Origin of the sequence: Thermococcus sp. P6 (assembly GCF_002214525.1) — an archaeon.
Classification (GTDB): Archaea; Methanobacteriota_B; Thermococci; order Thermococcales; family Thermococcaceae; genus Thermococcus.
Window position 1 is genome coordinate 1089130 of record NZ_CP015104.1, and the last position, 25823, is coordinate 1114952.

Below are 25823 nucleotides of genomic sequence, written 5' to 3' on the forward strand. Positions count from 1 at the left end.
TTAAGCGAGGAGTGCGGTTCCCTCGGGTTCCTCAAGCTCATCCGGAAGGGAGAAGAAGGCCACTATCTCGAGGATCCACGCTATCAGCAGTATCAGAAAGCCGATGAAAACCACCGCCAGCAGGCCCCCTAAGAAGTACGCCATTCCCGCGTCACTGAACTTCTTTACCCCGGTTTCTTCGGCTATCATGTCATAGCTCTTCTTCATCAGCCAGCCCCCGAGTATGAGGAGGGGCACCCCCACGACGATAAGCACCCCTATGGTGCCCGTTAGTATCATGCCTATATCAGAGGCTCCAATAAGACCCGTCATCCATAACGCGGCCCCCACACTGCCTATAAACCACAGTATAACCCCCAGGAGGTACTTTTTGAATATCTCCTCCTTTCCGAGGGCCTCGGCGATTTCCTTAACGGCAAGAACCTTCATTGCAAAGCCCAGGATGGCAACTCCACCTATCATGCTCAGGGCGGCGCCTATTCCCCCCATAAGTTTTGCGTTCCTTATCTCGGTCAAAGGATCACCTTTATTTTTTAAGAAATTTTTGTATAAAAAGATTTCGATTTTAAACAGTAAACTTCACCTTCGTCCCACGGGAGGCCGAACGTTACGTTTGAAAAGTCAGGGTGCATTGACACTTAAAAGATTTCTATTGCGGGACATCCTTTCCGACGAAAGGGTTATTAAAATCCCGGGAGAGTATCGAACGGTGATGCACATGGTGGTTAGTCTGGCAGGAAGGGACGTTCTCTGCCTTCAGGACTTCACGAGGGAGGAGATTGAAACAATCCTCAAGACCGCTGAAATGATGAAGATCTGGAACAAGATAGGCAAACCCCACCGCGTTCTCGAGGGGAAGACCCTCGCAATGATCTTCCAGAAGCCCTCTACAAGAACCAGAATAAGCTTTGAGGTTGGGATTTACCAGCTCGGCGGCTACGGACTCTACCTTAACGCTCAGGACCTTCAGCTGAGAAGGGGTGAAACCATAGCCGATACAGCGCGCGTTCTCAGCCGCTACGTGGATGGCATAATGGCGAGGGTTTACGCCCACAGGGACGTGGAGGATCTCGCAAAGTACGGAAGTGTTCCGGTCATCAACGGGCTCAGCGATTTCTCCCATCCATGCCAGGCCCTTGCGGACTATCAGACGATACTCGAGAAGAAGGGCAGGATAGCGGGCCTTAAAGTGGTCTACGTCGGCGACGGGAACAACGTTGCTCATTCGCTCATGATAGCCGGGACAAAGCTCGGGGCAAACGTGGTGGTTGCAACGCCCGAAGGCTACGAGCCGGATAAAAAGGTAATAAAGTGGGCCGAGGAGAACGCGGCGGAAAGCGGTGGAAGCTTCGAGCTTCTCCACGATCCGGTTAAAGCGGTTAAGGATGCCGACGTGGTCTACACGGACGTCTGGGCCTCGATGGGACAGGAAGCTGAGGCAGAGGAAAGGAGAAAGATATTCATGCCCTTCCAGGTCAATAAAGAGCTCGTAAAACACGCGAAGCCGGACTACATCTTCATGCACTGCCTTCCGGCGCACAGGGGCGAGGAGGTTACCGATGAGGTTGTGGACTCACCGAACAGCGTCGTCTTCGATGAAGCTGAGAACCGCCTGCACGCCCAGAAGGCTCTGATGGCCCTCGTCATGGGTGGTATAAAGGTTTGATAACGTTCTTTTTCTTTTCCTTCGGGGCGGGAGACTTTTAAACCCCCCTTCCAATCCCCGGCCATGATCGAAAGACTCTTCAGTCTCGGCTATTCAAGAACGTTCGCGGAGCGATATTACGAGCTCTGGGGAGAGAGGGCTTTGAGGATAGCCGAGGCCATGGAAAAACCCCTTCCGAGGTGCTTCCGGGTTAACACCCTCAGAACAAAAATTCAGGAACTCACCAGACTCCTCAACAGGAAGGGATTCCAGTTCAAAAGAATTCCCGGTATCAGGGAGGGCTTCTGCCTTACGAGGGAGCCCTTCTCAATAACCTCCACACCAGAGTACCTGAGCGGCCTCCTCTACGTTCAGGAGGCGAGCTCCATGTTTCCGGCGGTTGCCCTTGATCCGAAGCCCGGTGAAACCGTTGCGGACATGGCCGCGGCCCCCGGCGGGAAAACGTCCCACCTTGCCCAGCTCATGGAGAACAGGGGCATAATCTACGCTTTTGACGTGAAGGAGGAGAGATTGAGGGAAACCCGGCTGAACCTTTCCCGCCTTGGGGTCATAAACGCGGTGCTGATCCACGGCTCGTCCCTCCACATAGACGAGCTCGGGGTTGAGTTCGACAGAATACTCCTCGATGCACCCTGCACGGGTAGCGGAACGATACACAAGAATCCCGAACGGAAGGCCAGCAGGACGATGGATGACGTTAAGTTCTGCCAGGGCCTTCAGATGAGGCTCCTCGAAAAGGGGTTGAGCGTCCTTAAAAGGGGCGGGGTTCTGGTTTACTCCACCTGCTCCCTCGAACCGGAGGAAAACGAGTTCGTGATTCAGTGGGCCCTCGAGGGCTTCGACGTTGAGCTCCTGCCCCTCCGCTACGGCGAGCCGGCTCTTGTTAATCCCTTTGGAATAGCACTGAGTGAGGAGATAGCGAAGGCGAGGCGTTTTTACCCCGACAGACACGGCACGAGCGGTTTCTTCATAGCAAAGCTCAGGAAGCTTTAGCCCCTTCCTCGACCAGTTTTGCCTCGATTTCACGGAGTCTCTCGAGGACGTTTTCGCTCAGGTTTTTCTCCAACTCCTCCCGGGCGGCCCTTGCGAGCTCGAACTTCGAATTGAAATCCCCGAGGGAGGTCCAGCTTATCTTCTTCCCCTCGAGAAAAACGTCTATGTCGCAGAGCCTTCTGTACTCGAGGTACTCGATGCCCTTGAGGAGGAACTTGAGGCGCACGGGATCTTCCCATGTGAGGAGCCTGAGCCTGTAGATCGGGACGCGCATAAAGGGCCTCGGGTAGTCCCAGCCCCAGCCCTCGCCGACGACGAAGCCCAAGTCGAGGTCCTCTATGACCATCATCAGTCTCTCCACGTTCTCCTCGTAGCGTTTGTTCGTGTCGTAGATCTTGATGGTGATCTCCTTCCACCCGGGCATCAGCTTGAGCAGAAGAAGGGGGACGTCGATCGTCAGTTCGCGGTAAACCTCCAGAAAATCCCTGTGTATCAGGACCGCTCTTTCTATGTCCTCCGGTCCAATTGGCGAGCTGAGTTTCTTCCGCGTCACCCCTATTATCGTGTCTCCGACTTCCCCTTCATCGAAGGCACTTCTTATGTCCATTATCTCCCCGCCGTATTTCTTTACCAGGAACTGAAGCCCCTCCTCCAGTCTCTCGGGAATTCTCATGAATATCAGCGTGCTCTCCACGTGAACCTTTTCAACGGGGAGCCTTTTGTTCACCACCGTGCTCAGAACGGCCGGCGTGTGACATCTCAGGAGAAAGGCCGTGTCGGGAGGGATCGTCTCCTTTTCCCACTCATCGGTGACGAAAAGGATCGTCTCAAACTCCCTGCTCTCCCGTATTGCCCTGTCGGTGGGCATCTCCTCAACCCCGAAAAGCCGGGAGATCGCCGATTTAACGGCCTCCATTTGGGACGTTCGAAGGAAGATTATGGACGGCCCGAAACGAAGGACCCTCATCACATACCCCTCCACGTTCTGTAACCCCTATCGAAGTCCGTTCCCCCGGGGTATTTTATTCTGTAGGTCCTCCCGCTGGGAAGGAGAACGAAGTTAACCCCGAGAACACCGTTTAGGCCCCCCTCTATTAACCTGAAGTTGTGGCCGTAGAGTTTAAAGTCCGCGTCGAGCCCGGCAACGTCCCTCCAGCTGTGGCCGAGGGCGAACCTTCTTCCCCCGATATCGATGACGCTACCCGGCTTCATCACCGCCCTCCCGAAAAACTCCCTAAGGAGCTCAACGCTGTCCTCGTTGCCCGGGACGATGTAGACAACCGCGTCGGAGCCCTTGAGGATGCGTGCCAGTTTTCTCAGGGCTCCCCTGTATTCGGATATCAGCTCCGGCCTTCTCTCAAGCTTTAGGTTGTCCGCCACGTCCCCGGTGTGGACGATGTAATCCGGCCCTGTCTTTTCTATGAGTTTCTCTATGAAGCGGTAAACGCTCTCCGGCGTGTCGCTTACGTGCATAACCTTTCTCTCCCCGGAGGAAGAGAGCAGGTCCAGTACGTTTTTCCTGAAGAGGGAGATTTTGAAGGGCATCTGTAAAGGTGGGAGCAGGGCTTATATATACCTTGCCACCAGCTGAAGAGGGGATTGAAATGAAAGTCCTCGTTCTCGGTGCCGGAAACGTTGGAAGGGCCGTTGCATGGGACATGAAGGATGATTTCAACGTCCACGTCGGAGATGTGAGCGATAGCAAGCTAAAGGCCGTTTCTGAGTTCGCCACGCCGGTTAAGGTAGATGCCTCGAACTTCGATTCCCTTCTCGACCTCATGAAGGGCTTCGATCTTGTCGTGGGCACCCTGCCAGGGGATCTGGGTTATTCCGCGGTTAAGGCTGCCGTAAGGGCAGGGGTTGACATGGTGGACGTGTCTTTCATGCCGCAGGATCCACTCGAGCTCCGGCACGAGGCGGAGGAGGCCGGAATAACGGTGGTGTTCGATGCCGGCTTCGCCCCGGGCCTCAGCAACATCCTGATGGGGAGGATCTACCACGAACTGGACGAGCTTGAGGAAGGTTACATCTACGTGGGTGGCCTCCCAAAGAACCCGAAGCCCCCGCTGTATTACAGGATTACATGGTCGCCGAAGGGGGATGCGTGTACGGCGTTATTCCACCGGAGATACTCGGCATGCGTCGTGACACCTTCACCAGAATAACGCGGGAGCTTTCCGATAGGGGAATAAGTCTTGAGGGGTGGGAGAATGCTCCATCTGGTGATAGCTGAGGCGGAGCTCGAACCTGTTCCCGGGAGTATCCTCAGACATCCGGCCATCCTCAGCCACGCAAAGAGGAGGGGAAAACGGCCGGAGGAGATGATCCTCGATGCCACCTACCACCATTCCGCCATTAAAAACCTTCCCGAGGGAGAAAGGCGGGGGAGGCCGGACATAGTCCACGTCTGCCTCCTTAACGCCCTCGAGAGCATAGCCTGCAGGGAGGGTCTGCTGAGGGTTTACGTGCACACGAGGAACGACGAGGTTATCTACATCAATCCAGAAACGAGGATCCCAAGGAACTACAACCGGTTCGTGGGGTTGATGGAGAGCCTCTTCAAGAGGCGGGCCGTCCCGGAGGACCTTAAACTGCTCCGGATGGAGGATAGATTCCTCGGGGAGCTGGTGAGGGAGATAGATCCTGACGGGGTTTTCGTGATGCACGAGAGGGGTGAGCCCGTGAACCCCGGGGAGTTCGGGAGGATCCTTTCCGGTTTTGAAAATCCCCTCGTGATCGTTGGGGGTTTTCCACACGGAGACTTCAGAAGGAAAATCCCGGGTAGGAGGGTGAGCCTTTACCGGGAACCGCTCATGGCGTGGACGATTGTGAACGAGGTTATAGTCAATTTTGAGCATGCGAGCCTCTAAATTGGGTAGAAAAATTACACAATGTTTTTATATTCCCTCATCATTTACCGTCTTTAACGAACCGATGCCAGTTTTATTGCAGGGGGTGCGAATCGATGAGAAAGGTAAGTTTCCTGATGGCGTTTTTGATAACGGGGTACATACTCGGGATCTGGAACTTCCTCATACTGCCGAAGTACTACATAACCTTTGGCCTCAGGGGATCCCTGATAGCACTGGTGACGATGCTCGTTGCCCTCTTCCTGATATTCGGCGAGGCCGAGAGCACCAGGAAAACCCGGTACCTGATATACGAGCTGTTCTTTAAAGTTGCCCGCACTCCGGCACTGATCTTTACCCTGCTAACCTTCCTGCTCGTGATGCTCGGAATAACGACCTACTACTCCTCCTACGGCATTGTCTATGCCTTCGATATCCCTCAGGGTTACCTTCCCGCCATAACCCTCGGGACCCTGCTCCTGGCGATGATCCTCCTCGTCCTCGCCAAGGGAAGGACTCTTGAGGTAATCTCAGTGCTCTCGATACTCTTCATACTCTTTGCGGTAACATCGGCGGTCTTTATCAGGGATCAGGCACTTAGCACCGTTAGGGCACCGCAGGCGGTCCGGTACATGGAAAACGCGGTCTCGGCGATTACCTCCCCAGGGGCTCCCCTGACATTCAGAGGCGTGGTTTACCTGATAGTTTCCGTGCTCATCTCCTCCGGTCTCGGTGCGGGGGTTTACTACGTCGTGGGAAGCTTCGCTCCCGAGGACCTCGATCTCAGGAAAGTACTGGCCGGTGTTCTACTTCTCCAGGTAATACTCAGCTTCGCCGCAGCCTTCACCGTTGCCTATTCCCTCGGTACGGCCTATCAGGGGTTCGGGAGGGCTTTCCGCAACCCCAGCGTACCCGCCGAGGAGTCCATGAGCCTGTTCCTCAAATTCCAGAACCTCAAGGAGTACACCACCAACAGCGAGAAGAGCCCGATCAACTCCATCGAAGTCTTCTACTCGATCCCGTACGTGCTCAGGGGCAACGTTCCAAACGCCGGGAGGTTGATATACCTGCTCATGTTCTCGCTTTACTTCGCCGGTCTTACCACCATAATAGTCCTGCTCGAGATGGGCGGTCAGATGCTGTCGGAGGTCATGCAGCTCAGAAGGGGGACGAGCCTGACGGTGGTGGCGCTCCTCGGCTTCCTGCTCTCGGCGGTTATGATGGTGGCCGAGGTCAGGGTGATGTTCCTCGTGGTGCCCTTCAGCGTTGGCGCCATAGTTGTGGCCCTAGAGGCCTATCCTCTTCTTTCGTCGGAACTTGAGAAAAACAGTATTGCGGTGGGGGCCACGATGGTCCTCCTCCTGATCGTAGGTCTTTACACGCTCTACAACTCCTTCAGGGCATCCACGAGCACGGTGAAGCTCGGCGCTATCATCGGGCTGGTACTCTTCGTGCCGCTGTTTATGAACGGGGTGCTGCTCAGGGGCAGGCGTTGAGCTTTCATTCAAAAATTTTTTAAAGACCCCCTCCAAGGGGGTTTAGGAAGCTTAGGGAGGGCTGAAAAATGGGAGATAAAACGAAGACTCAGGTAAGCAAGCTCAAACGCGGAAGATACATCCTCATTGACGGGGAACCCTGCAGGATAGTTAACATAACCGTTTCCTCACCCGGAAAGCACGGTTCCGCCAAGGCAAGGATAGAGGCCGTTGGGATCTTTGACGGTAAGGTCAGGAGCATCGTCAAACCCACCAGCGCCGAGGTTGACGTGCCTATAATCGACAAGAGAACCGCCCAGATTATCTCGATTACCCCCGACACGGTCCAGATAATGGACATGGAGACCTACGAGCTCTACGACGTTCCGATAGAGGGCGGCGTCGATGATGAGATCAAGGACCAGCTCAGGGAGGGCATTAACGTCGAGTACTGGGAGACCCTTGGCAGGATAAAGGTGATGAAGCTCAAGGGTGAGTGAGTCCCCCTCTTTTTCTATCCTCTTCCCCGGAGGTGCCGTGGATGGATTTTCTTTACACCCACGAGGGTTTTAGACTGGAGTTTCCCCTTGTGGAACCCGAAAAGGCCAGATTCGTTATTCTTGGGGTTCCCTTCGACGGTACGACGAGTTTTAAGCCCGGGGCGAGGTTCGGGCCGACGCTCGTAAGGCACGCGACCCTCAACCTTGAGAGTTACATCCTCGATTACGATGTGGACATCGCGGAGCTTCCCATAGCCGATGCCGGTGATGTTACGGTTGTGGCCGGGGATCCGAGGGGAACGGCCGACAGGGTGAGGGAAACCATAGAAGAGCTCAAAAGCGTGAACCCCGATGCCATACCGATACTTATCGGTGGCGAGCACTCGCAGACCCTTGGAGCCGTTGAGGCACTCAGACCTTCGAGCTACGTGGTCTTCGATGCCCACCTCGATCTGAGGGATTCCTACGAGGACAACCCCTACAACCACGCCTGCGTGGCGAGACGGATTCGGGAACTCGGGGTGAAGGAGGCCATCTTCGGGGTAAGGAGCGGGACGAGGGAGGAGGTCGCCTACGCGAGGGAAGAGGGGATCCCATGGGTGCACGCCAGAGATTACGACTTCGATGCCTTTGTCGAGCTGGTGAAGAGTCTTCCAGAGCCGGTTTACCTGTCCGTTGACGTGGATGTCTTCGATCTCCCGCTCGTTCCTTCAACCGGAACACCTGAGGCCGGAGGACTGGGCTTCTGGGAAGTGGTGGATGCGATGGAGTGGCTCGTGGAGAACAAGGAAGTTGCTGGCTTTGATATAATGGAAGTCGGCGGAAGCGAGCTCGGAGACCCCACCGCTCTGACGGCCGCAAAGCTTCTCTTCCACTTCATGGGAGCAAAGGGGAGGTAACCGTCGCTTACATCCGGATTTAGGGGTATACCGGACGCCTCCCCTTCAAACGTCGCGGCGTTCTGATACCACCAGAAGCTTTAAATGGTCTTTCTCCTTTTCCCGGAATAGGTGGTAGCGATGGAGGCCGAATCTGCCCTTGAAAGCCTTCATTCCCTAATCTTAAAAGACATCATGCCGAAAATCGAGACGATGCCGGTTGTTACCTCTGATACGGACGTCATCAACGTCCTCAAGGTACTGAGGAGCAGACACCACGTCTGGGTCGTCGAGGACAGGGAGAGCATGGAGCTCGTGGGCGTCATCAGGTACCTGGACGTTATAGACGTTCTCCTTTCACCGGATACCCACAACTTCAAACTGGGTATGACGAGCAGGAGCCTGAAGTCACTGCTCGGTGGCGCCACCAGGGCCGGGGATATAGCGGAGAGGTACGTCCTCACGATAGAGGAAGACGCCACCGTCCTTGATGCCCTGAAGAAGATGCGCAGGTACAGGATACAGGTGCTGGCGGTCGTGAAGGATGGAAGACTCGTTGGTGAGATAAGCCTGCGCATACTCATAAACGAACTTCTGAGACTTCTCAGGGTGGGTGGGACCCAATGGAAACCGTAACGTGGCTTCTGTTCACCATAGGGATCTCCCTGATCCTTGCGAAGATTGGAGACAGCCTAATAGAACGATTCCGGCTACCGGGCGTTCTGGGAGAGCTAATAATGGGCATGATCCTCGGAAACATCGTCTATTTTGGTGTGGTCTCTCCGCAGTACCTTCCCATAGTGAGCGGCGAGGGCTTTACAACCGATGCGACGGTGGTTTCCAGCTTTCTGGCCAAGCTGGGCATAGTGTTCCTCCTCTTCCTCGGTGCCCTCGATGCCGACATCGAACAGCTCAAGAAAACCGGACTTACCGCAACGGTCTCCACGGTTCTGGGCGTCTTCGTGCCCCTGGTCATGGGCTGGTTTGCCCTCATGGAGCTTGGATACCCCAGCAGGGAGGCCTTCGCTGGAGGCGTTTTGCTGACGGCCACGAGCATCGGGCTAACCGTCCGCGTTATGATGGATCTTGGCGTTCTCAAGAGCGAGGTCGGTGCGGCTTCCATGAGTGCGAGCGTCATGGACGACTTCCTCGGTATAGCCCTCATTATATTCGCGGTCGGGAGTGGAAGTCTGATCGAGCTCAGCCTGAAGATCGTAGCCTTCTTCGTGATAACGGGCGTTCTCTGGTGGTATCTTGTTGACCACTACGTAAGGTTCGCCGAGAGGCTCCACGTTGAGAAGGGCGTGCTGGGGAGCGTACTGGGGATGATGTTCCTCTTCGCGGCTCTGGCCGAGGGCTGGTTCGCGGCGGCCATCGAAGGTGCGTTCATGATGGGCCTCGTGCTCTCGAAGCTCCCGGAGGGTAAGCGCATCATGGAGGACGTCAAGGCCATAGGCTACGGTCTGCTCATACCCTTCTTCTTCGTCCACACGGGTGCGATGCTTAACCTGACGGTCTTCGAGAAAGCCAGCGCCCTGCTTCTCGCGGGAGTTCTAACGACCGTTGCCGTCGTTGGAAAGGTCTTTGGAAGGGGTTTGGGAGCATGGCTGACCGCGTGGGGTCGTGGCAGGGAGTTCCTATTCAGGGAGGAGAACTTCTGGATGTCGCTCCAGATGGGCATCGGCTCGATTCCGAGGACTGAGGTGGCCCTCGTTGACCTGATGGTGGCGATACACGGGGGTGCTATAAAGCCTCAGGATGCCCCGGATTTCATAGCCGCGACTCTGATATTCATAACGGTCTCCGTGCTGATAACACCACCACTCCTCAAGTGGGCCTTCAGGAGGGAGATCAAAACGGCTTCCGAGGAAAAGGTTGCGAGGAAGGTGGAGAGAATCAGGGAAACAAAGAAGAGGATACAGGAGATAAAGGGCCGGCGCTGAACTCACGGTTCAGCCAAAGAAGGCCCCCATGGCGTCCATCTCTTCCTCGCTCATCCCCTTTACCCTGAACTCTGGCATTTTCTGGAGTAACTCCCTGTGCTCTTCCCCGGTTATTTTCTCCACCCTTCCGTCCTTAACGAGGTAGAACAGGCCTTCCTCGGGACCGCGGTAGGCGACGAGAAACTCGTTGACCTCCACGTCCTCAAACCTCACGAAGATAACGTTCCCTCCCGTGTAGGGCCTTTTGCACCTGAAGGGGAAGCTCGAGGAGTTGAGCATGGCATCGCCAAGGGCTTGGTTTGCCCTCTCGCCGTTTATCTCCGTCCAGAACTTTTTACCCTCAAAGTCACCTTCAACGACTATGAGGAACCTCTCCCCGTCGAGCTCGATAAGGGGGGCACCCTTCTCCTCGAGTATCTTGAACAGTTCATCCAGCGTTTCCGCGTTCCGCAGGGAAGCAACAAAACCTTCGACCTTCATAACCTTCACCGTAAGGGATTTTCAGGAGGGTATAAAAGCTTAAGCTTTTTATTGGGAGAATCGATTGAACGTCGATGACGTCCGGAGGGGAGAGGTGTCCCTATGTTCGTTGATGCGGACCTTCACATACATTCCCGCTATTCAAGGGCCGTTTCAAAGGCAATGACGTTTCCCAACCTCGCCGAAAACGCGGGGCTTAAGGGCCTGCAAATGGTGGGCACCGGAGACATACTGAACCCGAGGTGGGAGGAAGAACTTTTAAAATACGCCCGGAAGGTGGATGAGGGGACCTACGAAAAGAAGGGGGTTCGCTTCCTCCTCACCGCCGAGGTCGAGGATAATAGAAGGGTGCACCACCTCCTTATCTTCCCGAACCTATCGACCGTCGGGGAGATGCGTGAGAGGTTAAAGCGCTATTCCGGCGATATTGAAACCGAGGGACGGCCGAGGGTCAACCTTTCGGCGGCTGATATAGCAGACCTTGCCAACGAGCTGGAGGTTCTGATAGGACCGGCTCACGCCTTCACGCCGTGGACGGCGCTCTACAAGGAGTACGACAGCATTCGAGAAGCGTACGGAGGGGCGAGGGTGGACTTCCTCGAGCTCGGTCTTTCCGCCGACAGCGAGATGGCGGACAGAATTAAGGCCCACCACCGCTTGACCTATCTCTCAAATTCTGATGCCCATTCTCCCCAGCCCCACCGCCTCGGGAGGGAATTCAACCGCTTTGAAATCCAGGAGGCAACCTTTGAGGAGGTGAGAAAGGCCATCCTCAGGAGGGGTGGAAGAAAAATCGTTCTCAACGCCGGCTTGGATCCGAGGCTGGGGAAGTATCATCTCACCGCCTGTTCAAGGTGCTACACGAAGTACAAACTTGAAGACGCCCAGAGGCTTGGGTGGAGGTGTGAGCTCTGCGGGGGGATTATAAAGAAGGGCGTTCACGACAGGATCCTCGAGCTTGCCGACACGGAAGAAAAACCCGAGGATAGGCCCCCTTACCTTCATCTCGCTCCTCTGGCTGAGATAATTGCGATGGTTCTCAATAAGGGGGTTAACACAAAATCCGTAAAAAGCGTATGGGCGCGGCTCTTAAAGGAGTTTGGAAGTGAGATCAGGGTTCTCGTTGACGTCCCTGTGGAGGGCATAGCATCGGTTATTGGAGATGATATAGCAAAAGCAATCTGGGCTTTTAGGAATGAGAAGCTTATCGTCATCCCCGGCGGCGGGGGGAAGTACGGGGAGATAAGACTGCCGGAAGAGGTCAAAACGGCAAAACTCGAAGATCTCGAAAACATCGAGGTTAAAAAGGAGAACGTGTATTATAAACCAAAGCAGAGTTCAATCCTGAGTTTTTTGAAGAAAAACTAAATGAGGCCCTTCGTGGAACGACGTTTAACCACTTTCTCCAAAGGTTTTTAACGCTGGGGAAGTGTACTATTAAAGGGGATTGCTTTGGAGGGGGATATAATCGAGCTCTTTATGAGGCACCTCAGGCTTCAGGGAGACCTGCCGCTGGGCGATGACGCCGGGGCGGTGAGGCTGGGCAACGAATGGCTCGTGGCGACGAACGATATGCTCGTGAGGAAAACCGACGTACCTGATTTAATGACGCCCGAGCAGGTCGGCTTTAAGGTCTTTACCATGAACGTCAGCGATATAGCCGCCATGGGGGCTAAACCAGTAGGCTTCCTCTTCTCCCTCGGCGTCCCGAAGGATCTTGACTTGGCTTACCTCGAAGGGATTGCAAGGGGAATTGCCCGAGCGTCCGAATTCTACGAAACGCCCATCTTGAGTGCGGATACAAACGAGGCCGATGACCTGATAATTGACGGAATGGCCCTCGGAAGGGCTGAAAGGTTGCTCACGAGGGGCGGGGCAAAGGTTGGGGATCTTGTCTGCGTAACGGGTGACGTGGGAAGGGCACTGGCCGGGTTGCTCCTGTGGAAGAAGGGCATCGAGGCTCCCATGGGGTTCTACGAGAAGCTTCTCGAACCGAAGGCGAGGGTTAAGGAGGGGGCCGTTTTAGGCGGGCACGCCAGTGCCGCAATCGATATAAGCGACGGCATGAGCAAAGAGTTACACCTGATCGCTCAAATGAGTGGCGTTAAGATTTTAATCGATGCCGAGAGAATTCCCATAAGGGAGGAAGTCTTTGAGGTCGCTGAGTTTTTGGGGATCGATCCCCTTAGGGTTGCCCTCGCGAGCGGGGAGGAGTTTGAACTGATATTCACCCTTCCGGAAGAACGTCTGGATGAGCTTGACTTCAACTTCACGGTTGTAGGCAAGGTTGAAAGGGGAGAAGGGGTCTACCTGAGGAGGAACGGAAGAGTTGAGAGGATGCCCCTTTTGGGATGGGAGCATCTATCCGGATCAATCGAAAATGGGGTATAATTGGGATTATTGATTTTGGGAGCAATCATCGTTATCCTTATCCTTTCCCACTTATTAAGCTAGCTTGTCCTTTTGCTCACGCCCACCTAGGAGAGCCGAGGGTTTACTTCGCCCATCACTGGGAATTCGTGGGCATGCAGCGGGAAAGGGGGAAGAAGTCGATTTTACATATTAAAAGCTACGCGGGCTTCTCGGCTTCGGTTGGAAGCGTCACCCTTAGCTCGATGCACTCCGGCACCTATCCGGGGGGACCGATGTCAAAATCCGGGGGCGGGATTAAGGGTGGAGAACTTGACTCCAGCAGGTGCGATGTTTGCAAGCTAAAAGCGGCGATGGTCGGTGTCGTAGAGGGTGAATCCTGCAGGCTCTGCTGCCTTAGTAGCAAGAACTTCGGGCCGGCGGTGGTGTTCAATTACCTCTTCTCCGCTGTCTGGGAAGCAATAGACCGCTTTGAGTGCCCGACCCCATGGCCGCCGATGCCTGAAACGAATTCCGTCGTTGGAGACGATGGTACAAACAGCTACGCCGATGACCTGAAGGACAGCCTTCCAACGTTCGGATGGGGAGACATACACCCGTGTCTGGGATTCCTGGATGGTTTTGACCCCTCGGATCCGGATGCAATATGCACTGCCCTCGAGTGTGCGGAGGTAGACTTCGACTGCGACTGCTACGTTACCTGTTTCTTCGGGCCCTTCAAAGTATGGAATGCCTTCATAACGTGCGCAGGCGGTTGAAGGCTTTCTCTTTTTTTAACCGGAAGACTAATAATTCATGGGAGCAACAATCCGAATATGAAGCGTCTGAAGATCGGGATACCCAGCACCGGAGAGCTTTCAGCCGGCTTCAAATGGTTCCTTGAAGTGACGGAATGGGCCTACGGGGATACCTACTTTATCGTGGACGGTGATGTTGTAAAACTGGTCGAGATTAAGTTCAAGGATCTTAGAGCTCCAGAGAGCATTGGGTAAAACTTTTTAACTTAACCAACAAACATAAATTGGTGAATGTAGGATGATAACTACAAAAGTTTCCTCAAAGGGGCAAATTGTCTTACCAAAGAGCATCAGGGAAAAGTTCGGGATATCCCCGGGAGACGAGGTGGAGATCCTCGAGTTCGGTGGTGAGATAGTCATCGTGCCCCTGAAGGGCAAAAGGCTCAGGGGGCTGGTAAAGTTCGAGGAGTCTGTCAGGCATATCCTTAGAGAATCCAGGGAGGAAGAGGAAGAACTGGAGGAACGGAAATGAAAGCCGTACTCGACAGCTACGCGGTTCTTGCTTATATAGCTGATGAGGAAGGAGCGGACAGGGTTGAGGAGTACCTGAAACTCTCAAAGGAGGGAAAAATCGAGCTCTACATGAATGCTGTCAACCTCGGTGAAGTGTATTACATAATCGCACGGAGGAAGAACGTTGATACCGCCGACATCGCCATCGCGCTCCTAAAGAAGGAGCCAATAAATATCGTCCCCGCTGACGAAAGACTCTCTTTGATCGCCGGAAGAATAAAGGCATTTCACAGACTCAGTTACGCCGATGCCTTTGCTGTCGCGACGGCCCTGGATCTCAACGCCACACTCCTAACGGGAGACGACGAATTCCGGAGCGTTGAGGGTATAATAGAGGTTGAGTGGCTTTAAGTTACTTTCAATTCTCACGGACGGGAATATGTAAGGGATAAGTCCAGCTTTCCCGCACATGTGCGGGGTTAGTTATAAGTACATCAACGACCTTATTTTAAACAGGTGAAAGCATGCCCCTCATTGAGGTTAATAACGTTAAGAAGTATTACGGCGATGTTAGAGGCGTGGAGAACCTAAGCTTTGAGGTCGAAGAAGGGGAAATCTACGGTTTTCTCGGGCCCAACGGTGCGGGGAAAACGACCACGGTAAAGGTACTGGTCAGGATCATCAGGGACTACACCGGCGACGTGAGGGTTTTTGGAAAGGACCTGAAGGAGTGGGGCAAGGACTACTACAACAAAATCGGCGTTTCATTTGAGTTTCCGGCCCTTTACTCAAGGCTAACCGCCCTCGAAAACCTCGAGTTCTTCGCATCCTTCTACGGGAAACATCTCGATCCCATGGAAGTCCTCAAGATGGTGGGTCTCCGATAAAGAGACCGACCAGCTGGTTGCGGGGTTCTCAAAGGGTATGAAGAAGAAACTCGATCTCGTGAGGGCTCTTTTACCCGATCCTGAAATACTGTTCCTCGACGAGCCCCTCGAAGGTCTGGATCCCGCGAGTGCGAGAAAAATCAAGGATTTACTGCTCGGGATGAAAGAAAATGGAAAAACCATCTTCCTGACCACGCACAACATGTACGTAGCAGACGAGCTCTGCGACAGGGTGGCTTTCATAGTTGACGGCGCTGTAAGGCTCGTGGACAATCCGAAAGAGCTCAAGGTTAAGATGGGGAAAAGGCTGGTCAGGGTGGAATACATCGATGGTGATGTTAAGGTCAGGGAGTTCCCGATTGAGGGAATCGGCCGGAACAGAGAGTTCCTCGAGGTTATCAAAAATCATGAAGTACGCAGAATCAACACCGAGGAGCCCACCCTTGAAGAGATCTTCCTCAAAGTAACGGGGAGGAGACTTGTATGATGCGGAACATAATCAGGACGAACCTCGTCCTTGGAGTGAGAAGCTACGTTTACCCGATATACGTGCTGATAGGACTGGCCTACGGGCTGATGCTGATGGTATTTCCCGAGCAGTACCTTCCCACCATGGTGCCGGTTTTCATACTCTTTGAGCCCGGGCTCGTGGGTTTTATGTTCGTGGGGACTGAAATCTTCGCCGAAAAGAAAGACGGTGCAATAGGCGCTCTATCCGTTACGCCAATAGACTGGAGGAGTTACATCGTCGCCAAAACCCTCATCATGGGCCTGTTATCGGTCGTCGGTGCAGTTCTGATAATGATGGTTGGAACGAGGTCCCTCGAAGGCGTCTCCTACGTAATAATCGGCGCGTTCCTCGTTTCAATCGTTTACACTCTCCTTGGAATAGGAATCTCCGCAAAATACCACGATCTGGACGACTACTTCGTTCCGATAATGGTGGTTCTGATAGTTTCGCTCCTTCCCTTCGCCCACTACCATGGATACCTTACAAACGGGATCTGGAAGGTTCTCTACCTCATCCCGAGCTACCCGGGGATCTACTTCTTCAGGGCGCCCTTCGAGGACATACCAGCGAAGACGCTCGCCCTTTCCACAGCCGCCCTGCTTCTCTGGGCGGTCATAGCGTATTACGTGGCTAAAATAAGGTTCTACAAATACGCCGTGGAGGGATTGAGATGAGTTTTGTGAAAAAATTTGGGGCTATATACAAAACGGACCTTAAGCTTTTGCGGAGGGACCCGATGCTCCTCTACAGCCTTGCCATGATATTCGTCCTCCTCTTCATCGTCCGTTACTTCAAGGAGCGCGTTGGGGTTTACTACCCGCTTCTGGCACTGCTGACGCTGATATTCATCCCCATGATACTTGGCATGGTGCCGGGTTTCATGATGGCGGACGAGAAGGAGGATAAGACCATACAGGCCCTGCAGGTAATCCCCCTCTCGAGCGAGGCGTTTTTGGCCTACAGGCTTACGTGGGCCTCCATAACCACGGCGGTGCTAACCGCGGTATCCCCAAAAATCCTCGATGTAGAGCTATCACAGAGGGGCCTTCTTGCTCTGGGTGTTCTCTTCATCCTCGAGGTCTGGATTTTCGGGCTTCTGATAACGGTGTTTTCCGAGTCCAGAATGCAGGCGTTGACGGTTTCCAAAATCATCGGATGGTTTCTGTTTCTTCCGCCGCTGATAAAGCTCGTCGTGGTGTGGAGGAACCTTTCGACCGACTGGAGCAGATTTACGGCGTTTTTACCAACCTACTGGCTCTATAAGGCCTTTGAAGGTATTCCTAAAGGGGATTACGGCGACCTTCCGGTGGCCATAGCGGTCCATCTGGTGTGGCTGATTCCCCTCGTTGTTCTCTTCAAAAGAAGGATTCTCTGACCTTTTTCTCTTTTGACCGAAAGGTTAAATTACGTTCATAGCTTACTCACGATGAAGGTTTGATTCCGGCTTTGAACCTGATCTGAAAAATCTTCACGGTGATGAGCCATGCGCGAGGCGATGTACTGGGAGCCCCTCGAGGGGAACAGGGTGAGATGCCGTCTGTGTCCCCTGAACTGCATCATAAACGAGGGGCAGAGGGGCTCATGCAGGGTGAGGAAGAACGTGGGTGGAAAGCTCTACACACTCAACTACGGGAAGGTCTCTTCCATTGCCCTTGATCCCGTTGAAAAAAAGCCCCTCTTTCACTTCTACCCGGGCTCGTGCGCCTTCTCCATAGGCACCATCGGATGCAACATGCATTGCAAACACTGCCAGAACTGGGAGATAAGTCAGGCCGATGAGAGCTTCCCCTATCTGCAAAACGCCACACCGGAGGGCATAGTGAACCTTGCAAAGCACTATGGATGTAAGAGCATAGCCTACACCTACAATGAACCAACTATATGGTACGAGTTCGTCCTTGACACGGCAAAGCTCGCCAGAAAAGCGGGATTGAACAACATCCTCGTCACCAACGGTTACATAAACGAGGAACCCTTCCGCGAGCTGGCACCCTACGTAGATGCCATGAACATCGACATCAAGGCGTTTGATGACAGGTTCTACATGAAGATAGCGAGCGTGCCCGGTGGGGAGGCGAGCAGAGAAATTGCAAAGATGGCAAAAAAGGAGTTCGGGATCCATGTGGAGCTCACCTACCTTATAATACCCACCCTGAACGACGACGAAGAGGAGATAAGAGCTTTCGTGAGGTGGGTCCTTGAAGAGCTCGGTGACGATACCCCGGTGCACTTCTCCCGCTTCTTCCCCCACTACAGGCTTTTAGACCTTCCGCCCACGCCCCTGAAGACGATAGAGAAGGCCTACGGCATAGCGAGGGAAGAGGGGCTTAAGTTCGTCTACGTGGGCAACATACCGGGCCATAGGGGGGAACACACCTACTGCCCAAAATGTGGAAAACCTTTAATAGTCCGCTGGGGCTTTACGATTGAGGAATATCACGTAAAGGATGGAAAATGTGAATACTGCGGTGAACCGATACCAATAATCGGGGAATATAAAAAGGAACGAAATAGCTGGATGTGGTGAAATTGGCCGGGATTGAGGTCATTTTTTACATAGAAGGGATGGGAAACGACAGGAAAGTTTTAGAAAGGGCCCTGAAGGATACGGCGGAGAACCTCAGGAACGAGAGGGGAGTTAAGATCGGGTACGTGAAGCTCGAAGATATCATAGAAAGTGAGGGGGAGCCCTTAAAGTACTCCGGGATGATAGAGGCAAAACTTGAGGGAAGCCTCGGGGAAGTGGTCCGTCTTGTCCTGAGGTACTCCCCGGCGATCGTGGAGGTCCTGAAACCCGGGAAGCTGGAGGTTGAGTCGAGGGAACTGATGAAGATCCTCGGGGAAGTTTCGCTCTTCATGGGAAAGCTGATGGAACAGTTCGGTGGTCTGGCCGTTTATCCCAAACTCGAGGATCTTCCGGAGCCGAGGATAGGCTACTCCCGGGATGAAATCGAGGAGCTCATCCTCGAAGACAGGAACCTCCTGTACCGCTTCGTCGTGGAGGTTTTTGGGGAGGACGGGGAAGGCATAAGGGAGACCATGGGGAGGGCTCTGACCTTCGAGGGATGCAGGATAAACAAGCTCGTCGTTCAGGGGGAGAAGGAGGGGGAGAAGTTCAAGGGACTGCTGGCAGCCGAACTCCTCTCGTCTTTCGAGACCCTGTTTCAGCTGACCGCCAAGTACGCCCCCGTTGCGATCTCCATACTTGAGCCAGAGGTTGTGGACGTAACTGCCAGCGAGCTTCAGAACGCTCTCACCGATCTGGGCGGGTTCGTTAACGAGCTGGTCACGAGGCCCGTGAAGAGGCAGCTGATGGAAGGGCAGAAGGAGGAGTCCAAGCTGTGATATTATCGGCAAAAGGCGAAAGGCCTGCAGACATTCGGTTAATGCTTCTTTCCGTTTTTACGGCAATAGGCGAGCTTTTTTTAGCCGAAGAAAGGGTCTGAAAGCGAAAAGTATATATACCCCAAAGGGATAGGAAGCTATTGACAACATGTTAGATATCCCAAGGGCGTAAGCCCAAACTTAAGGAGGTGTTGGGAAGTGAAGGTGAAAAAGATCGCGGCCCTTGCAGTTGGTGCCGCAATGGTCGGAGCCACCATGGGTTTTGCCAGCGCTCAGACAACCGTTCCGAACATACCGAAGGACTTCTTCGTCAAGGATGGAACCCCGAACGTTAAAATCGTGGTGGGAAGCAACGCCGCTGCGATGGACGTTGCCAGTGCCGCTGACATAGCCGTGGCCCTCGGAAGCCTGCTCTACACCACCGAGCAGGCCGAGGTCCAGAACGGATACGTGAAGGTGAAGGCCGAATACCCGCCGGCCGTAGTTGACTCCAGGACGATTTACGCTTACAACTACGACACAATGACCCAGGATCACGGGCTCACGATCAACGGTAGCGAGAACTGGGCCACCAAGTACGAGGAGCTTCCGGGAGACTACTGGTGGAACGGTGCCGCCTACAACGGTGCTTACAGCGACTTCCAGAGCTCCGTCAGCTTCAGTATTGACCTGGGGGACAAGGACAAAATCAACGATGAGCAGCTCGTCGACTGGCACATCACCCTCAGCAACATAGGTCTCAGCTCCAAGGATCCGGCCAACTGGGATGAGAGCAGGCCGCCCAAGGATGCCGACCTCGTCATCACTCCGGGGAACGTGACGGTATTCGTTGACTACAAGCTCTACAACTACAGCGTCACAAGTACCCAGCAGGTCAGGGACGAATACCCGGAGTGGGGTGTCCCTGCCGATTCCCAGGACGTTACCAGCTACTACATCGGAGACGCTGAGAACGTCGCCGCGGACGGTGGAACCATCGTCAGCACCTACAAGGAAGGTGTTGGGGCCGGTGATACGTTCACGGTCTTTGGAGAGACCTACTACGTCCTCAGCGTCGGCGACAACGGCTTCACCGCCGGTCTCGACAAGGGTACTGACTGGTACCCTGTGGACGAGCCGAAGACCATAGAGGGTACCGACTGGGTGGTAACCGCCCTCGACATAAGCCTCGTCGACCAGAGGGCCCTTGTGGAAGTCAAGAACTCCGTAACCGGTCAGGATAGCGGTGTGGTAACTCTTGAGAAAGACACGCCCGTCGATATCTTCGGAGACGGAAGCGTCATCCTCACCCTGAAGGACACCTTCATCGGTGTAAACGGCCACCTCATAGCCGAAATCGAGGCGCAGGTGGACGTTAAGGACTACTCAAGCGGTGACACCCTCACCTACGACGGAAAAGAGTGGGAGATGACCATAGCGACCGACAACGGTTACATAACCAACATTACCCTCACCAACAAGGACACCCTCGAGGGCAACCCCGTGGACATATTCGGTGCCTACAACCTCTGCTACGGATTCGAACTCAAAACCCTGAACGAGCAGGACGTTAACTACGACATCGACGGTGACGGTTCCATCACGGACACCGACCGCGTCGTCGCTTACGCCTATGTCAAGCTCAAGGAGAAAGAGGGCACCGTCGTCGAGGAAACGCTCGCAGTCGGTGATCAGGTCCTCGATACCGACTACACAGTCGAGGGAATCTACGGCGACGTCATCACCGTAAACACGGTCACCGAGCCCATAACCGTCATGGACTACGAGGTCAACCTTGACGATCCGGGAAGCAACCTTATCCTCGTCGGCGGACCCGTGGCCAACCAGGTCACCAAGTACCTCGTCGACCAGGGTATCAGCACGGTTGACTGGGTCAACAGCCCCGGTGACATCGAGTACCTCCAGGGTGCCCTTGGGGGCTACGACGTGGTCATCGTCGCCGGTGCAACCAGGAACGAGACCAGGGTTGCCGCTGAGGCCCTCATGCAGTACCTCGCTGGCCTCTGAAGGCTTTCCCTCTTTTAATTCCCTTTTCTGGGGGTTTTGAAGTTGAATCAAAGAAGACTGGTAGCGCTTCTTGTGGTCTTTCTGATTGTCGTGTCTCCGATCGGTTACGTTCTCTACTCCTACCACGGGTTTAACGCTCTCCTCAACCCGGGAACGCCCAGGGCCTCTGCCGGTTACGTGGTCGTGTACACCCCGTCGGGTCAGTTCTACACCCTGAGCTCAGAGGAATCCCGGAAGCTTCTGGATAGTGGGGGGCTTCCTTCGGGCTCAAAGCTCTTCAACGTTACGGTCGAGAGCTACCTCACCGGAAGCCCGGGGGTGGACCTCAACCTCACCCTCAGGAGCCTTTACGAGCATTTCACGGTGGTCATGGGGGATCCATCGGTAACGAACTGCGAGAGCTCGCCCGTGCTGTACGCGGGAAACTGCAGGTACAGGGTGGCCACGGTTTCCGAGGTGGCCGCCATGGTCTCCAGCATATTCACGACGAACTACTACCTGAGGGGACTCCAGATGGGCTACGATAACGCCACGGCAAAGCAGTACGCCTTCAACCAGACGTGGCTCAGGTACAGGAAGGCTTACCTGACGTTCTGGACCAAACTGGAGATAGGGAGTGGGAGGATAGGAAACAAAGACCACCTCGCGATCATCCTCATAGGTCCGGCAGAGAACGCCGTGGAGAACAGAATATTCACCCCGCGCAGGGGAGTGCTCGTGATAGAGGGCAAAACGGACGAGGCGCTTAGGGCGGAGGTTGTCCTCATCGAGAACCTGATAGGCTTCTCATGGCCCGGTAACTCCACTAAAGGGTGATCCAGGGATCGAGCGTTTTCCTCTTATCTTCCCCTACGGCATCAAAAAACTCGTCTCTGCTTTTAAACGGTCTTCTGGAGAGTATCTTGACGACGTTCTTCTTCCCTATCCCGGGGAGGTAGCGTAAAACACTGGAAGGCTCGGTGTTCACCCTGACGGGAACGGGTATTCCGGTTATGCTTCTAAAGCCGTGGTCGACTATTAGCACATCGTAAAACCTGTTGAGTTCGAGCCTCTTGGGAATCCCAACTATCAGGGGATAGCTTCCTATCTGCCTCCCGTAGGTAAGATTACCATCGAAAACTTCAGCGCGCACATCCCTGAGAACCGTACCTACGGGAACGAGGCGTTTGAGCATTGGAAGGTCTATCTCGTGCCGTATCCTGTACCTGTAGTGCTGGATGAGCTTTTTGTGCTTCTGAACCTTTACCCTATCCCGGAGATGCCAGAGGGGCGTGCCCGGGAAAACGACAACCTGCCGGATGTTTATGCGCCTCACCATCAGTCCGTCGTCCAGAAGGCGCTTAAGGAACTGAAACGTCAGTTCGTAGCTTTTCTTGGTTTCTCCCGGAAGGCCGAATAAAATGTTTATTCCGGGTAACAGCCACGGCATTCCGTTGTAACCGCGCTTCGCCCCGACTTCGTTGAGTATCCTCACAGCCTCGTAGGTCTCCTCGGCGGTGGCGTTCAGGTTGTTGAGCCTTGCAACCTTTGGATCCGCACTCTCGAGGCCGAAGGCCACAACGTTAGCCGGGGTTCCGTATTTTATCAGTGCCTTCGCTATTCTCCTGCTATCCTCCGGATGATTGGCTATAACGGCGGGATTGGCGTTGTCAACGTGGAGGGTTTTGACGTCGGGCGCGACGGAGCGAATCCCCCTGAAGAGCCTCTCGATAGCGTCCGGATTGGGAACCGGAACGCGGCCGTTCGGCTTCGCCATGTAGGAGAATATGCAACTCTGCCTCCCGATCCTGAAATGCCTCACTCCGAGCTCGTAGAGGCCCCTTATTTCCTCCACAACATCCTCTATCGGCCTGTCCTCGACCCTTCTGTATCTAACGGGCTCGGTACAGAAGGAGCACCCTCCTATTCCCGCTGCCTTGGGACATCCCCGCTGGGTCTCGATCTCAACTATGACGAAGTCCGGGTAATCCGGAAACTGCTTCACGACCTCTGCACCTAAAATGGCGTAGTCCCTGAGCTCTTCATACGTTCTGAAGCGGAAGGGGTCGGCCTCCTTCGGATCGGTTATGAGGTCATAGAGGAATGCCTCCAGATCGCCGTAGACGATGTGATCGAATACCTCGCTGGCAAGACCGAGCTCCCGGGAGAGGATTCTGGTACCCCCGCCGTGCGCGGATCCCATAAAAGCGGGCCCGCCGAGGACCTTAACCCCCCTGAACTGCCTTATGAACGCGGCCACCTCTTCCACCTGCGAGGGAACCGCGGAAAGGTATTTCCCCGGCGTGTGGAGGCCGCCTATGTAAACGATAAGTTCCGCCTTTTCGAGTATCTCCCGGGTTTTCGGGTAGTTGGGGGTTTTGTTCCGGGTTCTTATGCCGTTCTCTCCCTCGAACGTGGCCCTGAGATCGTCTATGGTCAGGTAAAAGACGTTAACATCCCCTCTGGCCTTCTTAACCGCCCCGTAAGCGTAGCGCGGGTATATGCCGAGGTAGGGTGGAACTCCAAGTCCGGCCGGTTCGTCGGTGTAGCCGTCTATCAGGGCGATTATCATGTTCGGAGCTTGACGGCATCTTTTAAAAAACAATCGGAAGCAAAAGGTATAAATCTTCAAAGACCTAAGGTATCAGGAGTGATACTTATGAAGCGAACCCGCTCTATGACCGGGGAGCAGAAGATTGAATTTAAGAGGATACTCGAAGCCCTATCCCATCTGGACAGAAAGGAACTTATGTCCTACTGGATCGATCAGGAGGTAGGGGAAGCGGAGATGTACTACCACCTCTACGAGCTCAGTAAGGAGGTAAACTGGGATAAGCGTGTCCCAGCGCTGTTCTTCCAGCTCTACAAGGAAAGCCTCAAACATGCGGAAATACTGCTGGGGACGTTCAAGGAGATGTTTCCGGAAGAACAACCCCCTAAGGTTGAGCTCCCCTCCCTTGAAGTTGAGCTCTCGGGTGAGAAACTTGAGGAGATGGTTTACAGGGGCAAACTCCGGGACATCCTCGAGTACCTGATGGGAACCGAACTTCTGGCTCACGACGTTTACGAGTACCTCGCGGAGAAAACCGAAAACGAGAAGATAAGGGCAACTCTAATGTGGCTTGCTGACATTGAGAACGGCCATTACCGGAAGCTGAAGGAGGCTTACACCGCCCTTTTTGGGGATGAAGAAGAGTAGTCCCTGAGAACCCCCTCGGCTCTCAGAAACTCCTCGATCTCCTCAACTTCTGCGGGGGAGAGCTGGAAGACCCGCTTTTCCCGGTGTGGCATTCTCGAGAAGGCCTCCTTCATCTCCCTAAAGGTCCGCCCTTCAAGGCCCAGCATGTGGCGGGACTTCTTCAAAGCGGCAAGGGCCGTGCTTCTCCTGTGCTGAAAGAGGGCTCTTACAAGGTTCTCGTTTAGGTTTATTCGCTCTCCTTTGGGTTTGGGCTCCATGACCACAACGGCCGAGTCCACCTCAGGTTTCGGCCAGAAAGCGCCCCGACCTATCCTCTCTACGAGCTCCGCGTGGGCCTTCGCCCCGATCATGAGGGACAGGCGGGAGTAGTTTTTATCCCCGGGTTTTGCCACGATTCTCCGGGCGAACTCCAGCTGGTACACCAGAACGGCCCGTTCGAATTCATGCCTGAGGAAGCGGAAGGTTACGGGCGATGAGATGCCGTAGGGGAGGTTTGACACTATCTTGTTGAACTCTGGAAACTCCACCCTGAGGGCGTCGCCCTCGATTACCTCCACGTTTGGCCAGTTGTATTCCCTTCGAAGTATCTCAACGAGACGATGGTCCCGTTCTATGGCGTAAACCTTTCCCGCGCGCTCCCTCAGTGCCTCGGTGAGGAACCCAAGGCCGGGGCCAACCTCGAGGACGGTGTCCTTCTCGTTGACCTCCGCTCTCTCGACGTTCCTCTCGATAACATCGGGGACTATCAGAAAGTTCTGGCCGAGGTTTGGGTTGATCCTCAGGTTGTATTTTGAAATGATGGAGAAGAGACGCTCTTTCATGGGCGGAATATCCTCCCCGGGCCTACAAAGAGCCTGTACCTGTCCTTCCCCTGAAGCTCGTCAACTATTCTTCTTGCTATCATCTTCGCCGGTTCAGGCAGTCCTTTGACACGGCTGTGGAGGTCCTCGAAGCTCTTGAAAGGCTCTCTCCTGCGTTCGTCGATTATCTCCCACATGTGCTTTTTCCCTATTCCCGGGAGCAGTTCCAGACTGTGAAGCCTGTTGGTTATGGGCGGGGCCACGTTGAAGAACTGGACGAAGTAGTCCTCGTTGCGTTTAACTATCTCCTCGACAACGTAGGGAAGCTCGGCCCTGGCGGTTGCCGTTAGGTCATCGTAGTGAATCTTCCTGTTGATCTTGAAAACCTTATCCCTTTTCCCCTTGCCCACGAAAACCCTCTCGTAGGGCTGGAGGTCCCCTATGGGGGTAACCTCAAGGAGCGTGAAGGCCCTCTCACCCACAACCTGAGCCACGGGTTTCCCCATTCTCCTTCCGGTGCTAAGATCAACGTAACCCTCGGGCAGGTAATCAAGCACGTAGGCGTACTCCTCGTACTCTTCGTACTCAGCGTTCCTCCTCTTCTTTTTGAGACTCTCCCTGTAGGAATGTCTCCTGTATCTGTCCATCGTCTCTCCCCCAGAAAATATGTCCTCACTGGTTTTTATACTTT

At 54.3% G+C, this 25823-nt stretch carries 30 protein-coding genes and 1 pseudogene; 24 read left to right on the forward strand and 7 right to left on the reverse strand.

Annotation, left to right across the window (positions count from 1 at the left end; translation table 11 throughout):
* Positions 1-516 carry a DUF996 domain-containing protein gene (locus A3L12_RS05905; protein ID WP_088882759.1) on the reverse strand — a complete coding sequence of 172 codons (516 nt, stop codon included), beginning with the start codon at positions 514-516 and terminating at the stop codon, positions 1-3.
* Positions 517-718: 202 nt separating this feature from the next.
* Between A3L12_RS05905 and argF the strand changes: the two genes are divergently transcribed.
* Both argF and A3L12_RS05915 read left to right on the forward strand, forming a co-directional pair.
* Entirely contained in the window at positions 719-1666 is a 948-nt protein-coding gene (gene argF / locus A3L12_RS05910; RefSeq protein ID WP_088882760.1) for an ornithine carbamoyltransferase, read from the forward strand.
* A 63-nt stretch (positions 1667-1729) separates the two neighbouring features.
* Positions 1730-2659 (forward strand): RsmB/NOP family class I SAM-dependent RNA methyltransferase, encoded by a 930-nt coding sequence (locus A3L12_RS05915; RefSeq protein WP_088882761.1) that lies wholly within the window; start codon positions 1730-1732, stop codon positions 2657-2659.
* On the opposite strand, the gene A3L12_RS05920 is transcribed toward A3L12_RS05915, so the two are convergent.
* Together A3L12_RS05920 and A3L12_RS05925 are read right to left on the reverse strand one after the other, a co-directional pair.
* On the reverse strand, positions 2646-3626 hold the full coding sequence (locus A3L12_RS05920; protein ID WP_088882762.1) for a hypothetical protein: 981 nt from the start codon (positions 3624-3626) through the stop codon (positions 2646-2648). The genes A3L12_RS05915 and A3L12_RS05920 overlap by 14 nt on opposite strands.
* A complete protein-coding gene (locus tag A3L12_RS05925; RefSeq protein ID WP_088882763.1) occupies positions 3626-4204 on the reverse strand; it encodes a metallophosphoesterase in 579 nt (192 codons plus the stop codon). Before A3L12_RS05925 ends, A3L12_RS05920 begins: the two co-directional genes overlap by 1 nt.
* A 59-nt stretch (positions 4205-4263) precedes the next feature.
* Between A3L12_RS05925 and A3L12_RS05930 the strand changes: the two are divergent.
* The 7 genes and pseudogenes from A3L12_RS05930 to A3L12_RS05960 form a co-directional block, all read left to right on the forward strand.
* A pseudogene (locus A3L12_RS05930) lies at positions 4264-4755 on the forward strand (saccharopine dehydrogenase family protein); the annotation flags it as partial.
* Positions 4756-4869: 114 nt separating this feature from the next.
* Positions 4870-5529 carry a 16S rRNA methyltransferase gene (locus A3L12_RS05935; protein ID WP_088882764.1) on the forward strand — a complete coding sequence of 220 codons (660 nt, stop codon included), beginning with the start codon at positions 4870-4872 and terminating at the stop codon, positions 5527-5529.
* 95 nt (positions 5530-5624) lie between these two features.
* Entirely contained in the window at positions 5625-7004 is a 1380-nt protein-coding gene (locus A3L12_RS05940; protein ID WP_088882765.1) for a sodium-dependent transporter, read from the forward strand.
* 68 nt (positions 7005-7072) lie between these two features.
* Positions 7073-7483: a translation initiation factor IF-5A gene (locus A3L12_RS05945; protein ID WP_088882766.1), complete on the forward strand. Its 411-nt coding sequence runs from the start codon at positions 7073-7075 to the stop codon at positions 7481-7483.
* A gap of 41 nt (positions 7484-7524) precedes the next feature.
* Complete coding sequence (gene speB / locus A3L12_RS05950; protein WP_088882767.1) at positions 7525-8382, forward strand: agmatinase; 858 nt, start codon at positions 7525-7527, stop codon at positions 8380-8382.
* A gap of 120 nt (positions 8383-8502) precedes the next feature.
* Positions 8503-8997, forward strand: a complete 495-nt coding sequence (locus A3L12_RS05955; protein WP_088882768.1) for a CBS domain-containing protein — start codon at positions 8503-8505, stop codon at positions 8995-8997.
* The gene (locus A3L12_RS05960) at positions 8985-10304 is read left to right on the forward strand and encodes a cation:proton antiporter (RefSeq protein WP_088882769.1); all 1320 of its coding nucleotides are present in this window, start codon (positions 8985-8987) and stop codon (positions 10302-10304) included. The genes A3L12_RS05955 and A3L12_RS05960 overlap by 13 nt, the downstream gene beginning before the upstream one ends.
* Positions 10305-10313: 9 nt before the next feature.
* Here the strand turns inward: A3L12_RS05960 and A3L12_RS05965 are convergent, their stop codons facing one another.
* Positions 10314-10784 carry a hypothetical protein gene (locus A3L12_RS05965; RefSeq protein WP_088882770.1) on the reverse strand — a complete coding sequence of 157 codons (471 nt, stop codon included), beginning with the start codon at positions 10782-10784 and terminating at the stop codon, positions 10314-10316.
* A gap of 102 nt (positions 10785-10886) precedes the next feature.
* Between A3L12_RS05965 and A3L12_RS05970 the strand changes: the two genes are divergently transcribed.
* The 14 genes from A3L12_RS05970 (at position 10887) to A3L12_RS06030 (ending at position 21970) form a co-directional block, all read left to right on the forward strand.
* The gene (locus A3L12_RS05970; protein ID WP_088882771.1) at positions 10887-12152 is read left to right on the forward strand and encodes a TIGR00375 family protein; all 1266 of its coding nucleotides are present in this window, start codon (positions 10887-10889) and stop codon (positions 12150-12152) included.
* 84 nt (positions 12153-12236) lie between these two features.
* On the forward strand, positions 12237-13175 hold the full coding sequence (locus tag A3L12_RS05975) for a thiamine-phosphate kinase (protein ID WP_088882772.1): 939 nt from the start codon (positions 12237-12239) through the stop codon (positions 13173-13175).
* Between the two features lie 134 nt (positions 13176-13309).
* Positions 13310-13912 carry a hypothetical protein gene (locus A3L12_RS05980; RefSeq protein WP_198300033.1) on the forward strand — a complete coding sequence of 201 codons (603 nt, stop codon included), beginning with the start codon at positions 13310-13312 and terminating at the stop codon, positions 13910-13912.
* A gap of 57 nt (positions 13913-13969) precedes the next feature.
* Positions 13970-14146 (forward strand): hypothetical protein, encoded by a 177-nt coding sequence (locus tag A3L12_RS05985; protein ID WP_198300034.1) that lies wholly within the window; start codon positions 13970-13972, stop codon positions 14144-14146.
* A 43-nt stretch (positions 14147-14189) separates the two neighbouring features.
* Entirely contained in the window at positions 14190-14423 is a 234-nt protein-coding gene (locus tag A3L12_RS05990; RefSeq protein WP_088882773.1) for an AbrB/MazE/SpoVT family DNA-binding domain-containing protein, read from the forward strand.
* Complete coding sequence (locus tag A3L12_RS05995) at positions 14420-14815, forward strand: type II toxin-antitoxin system VapC family toxin (protein ID WP_088882774.1); 396 nt, start codon at positions 14420-14422, stop codon at positions 14813-14815. The genes A3L12_RS05990 and A3L12_RS05995 overlap by 4 nt, the downstream gene beginning before the upstream one ends.
* Positions 14816-14928: 113 nt before the next feature.
* On the forward strand, positions 14929-15291 hold the full coding sequence (locus tag A3L12_RS08425) for an ATP-binding cassette domain-containing protein (RefSeq protein ID WP_250638311.1): 363 nt from the start codon (positions 14929-14931) through the stop codon (positions 15289-15291).
* 13 nt (positions 15292-15304) lie between these two features.
* Positions 15305-15778: an AAA family ATPase gene (locus A3L12_RS08430; protein WP_394335083.1), complete on the forward strand. Its 474-nt coding sequence runs from the start codon at positions 15305-15307 to the stop codon at positions 15776-15778.
* Entirely contained in the window at positions 15775-16476 is a 702-nt protein-coding gene (locus A3L12_RS06005; protein ID WP_198300035.1) for an ABC transporter permease, read from the forward strand. The genes A3L12_RS08430 and A3L12_RS06005 overlap by 4 nt, the downstream gene beginning before the upstream one ends.
* Complete coding sequence (locus A3L12_RS06010; protein ID WP_088882775.1) at positions 16473-17177, forward strand: ABC transporter permease; 705 nt, start codon at positions 16473-16475, stop codon at positions 17175-17177. The genes A3L12_RS06005 and A3L12_RS06010 overlap by 4 nt, the downstream gene beginning before the upstream one ends.
* A gap of 108 nt (positions 17178-17285) precedes the next feature.
* Positions 17286-18329 (forward strand): AmmeMemoRadiSam system radical SAM enzyme, encoded by a 1044-nt coding sequence (gene amrS, locus A3L12_RS06015; RefSeq protein ID WP_088882776.1) that lies wholly within the window; start codon positions 17286-17288, stop codon positions 18327-18329.
* A 2-nt stretch (positions 18330-18331) separates the two neighbouring features.
* Positions 18332-19147: a hypothetical protein gene (locus tag A3L12_RS06020; RefSeq protein WP_088882777.1), complete on the forward strand. Its 816-nt coding sequence runs from the start codon at positions 18332-18334 to the stop codon at positions 19145-19147.
* Positions 19148-19345: 198 nt separating this feature from the next.
* A complete protein-coding gene (locus A3L12_RS06025) occupies positions 19346-21154 on the forward strand; it encodes an S-layer protein (protein ID WP_088882778.1) in 1809 nt (602 codons plus the stop codon).
* 42 nt (positions 21155-21196) lie between these two features.
* Complete coding sequence (locus A3L12_RS06030; RefSeq protein WP_088882779.1) at positions 21197-21970, forward strand: hypothetical protein; 774 nt, start codon at positions 21197-21199, stop codon at positions 21968-21970.
* On the opposite strand, the gene A3L12_RS06035 is transcribed toward A3L12_RS06030, so the two are convergent.
* Positions 21960-23705 carry a radical SAM protein gene (locus A3L12_RS06035; protein ID WP_088882780.1) on the reverse strand — a complete coding sequence of 582 codons (1746 nt, stop codon included), beginning with the start codon at positions 23703-23705 and terminating at the stop codon, positions 21960-21962. The two genes, A3L12_RS06030 and A3L12_RS06035, sit on opposite strands and share 11 nt — an antisense overlap.
* 87 nt (positions 23706-23792) lie before the next feature.
* On the opposite strand from A3L12_RS06035, the gene A3L12_RS06040 reads away from it, so the two are divergent.
* A complete protein-coding gene (locus A3L12_RS06040; RefSeq protein ID WP_232462921.1) occupies positions 23793-24332 on the forward strand; it encodes a ferritin family protein in 540 nt (179 codons plus the stop codon).
* On the opposite strand, the gene rsmA is transcribed toward A3L12_RS06040, so the two are convergent.
* Together rsmA and A3L12_RS06050 are read right to left on the reverse strand one after the other, a co-directional pair.
* Positions 24299-25153, reverse strand: a complete 855-nt coding sequence (rsmA, locus tag A3L12_RS06045; protein ID WP_088882781.1) for a 16S rRNA (adenine(1518)-N(6)/adenine(1519)-N(6))-dimethyltransferase RsmA — start codon at positions 25151-25153, stop codon at positions 24299-24301. The genes A3L12_RS06040 and rsmA overlap by 34 nt on opposite strands.
* The gene (locus A3L12_RS06050; RefSeq protein ID WP_088882782.1) at positions 25150-25779 is read right to left on the reverse strand and encodes a DUF655 domain-containing protein; all 630 of its coding nucleotides are present in this window, start codon (positions 25777-25779) and stop codon (positions 25150-25152) included. Before A3L12_RS06050 ends, rsmA begins: the two co-directional genes overlap by 4 nt.
* Positions 25780-25823 lie beyond the last annotated feature (44 nt).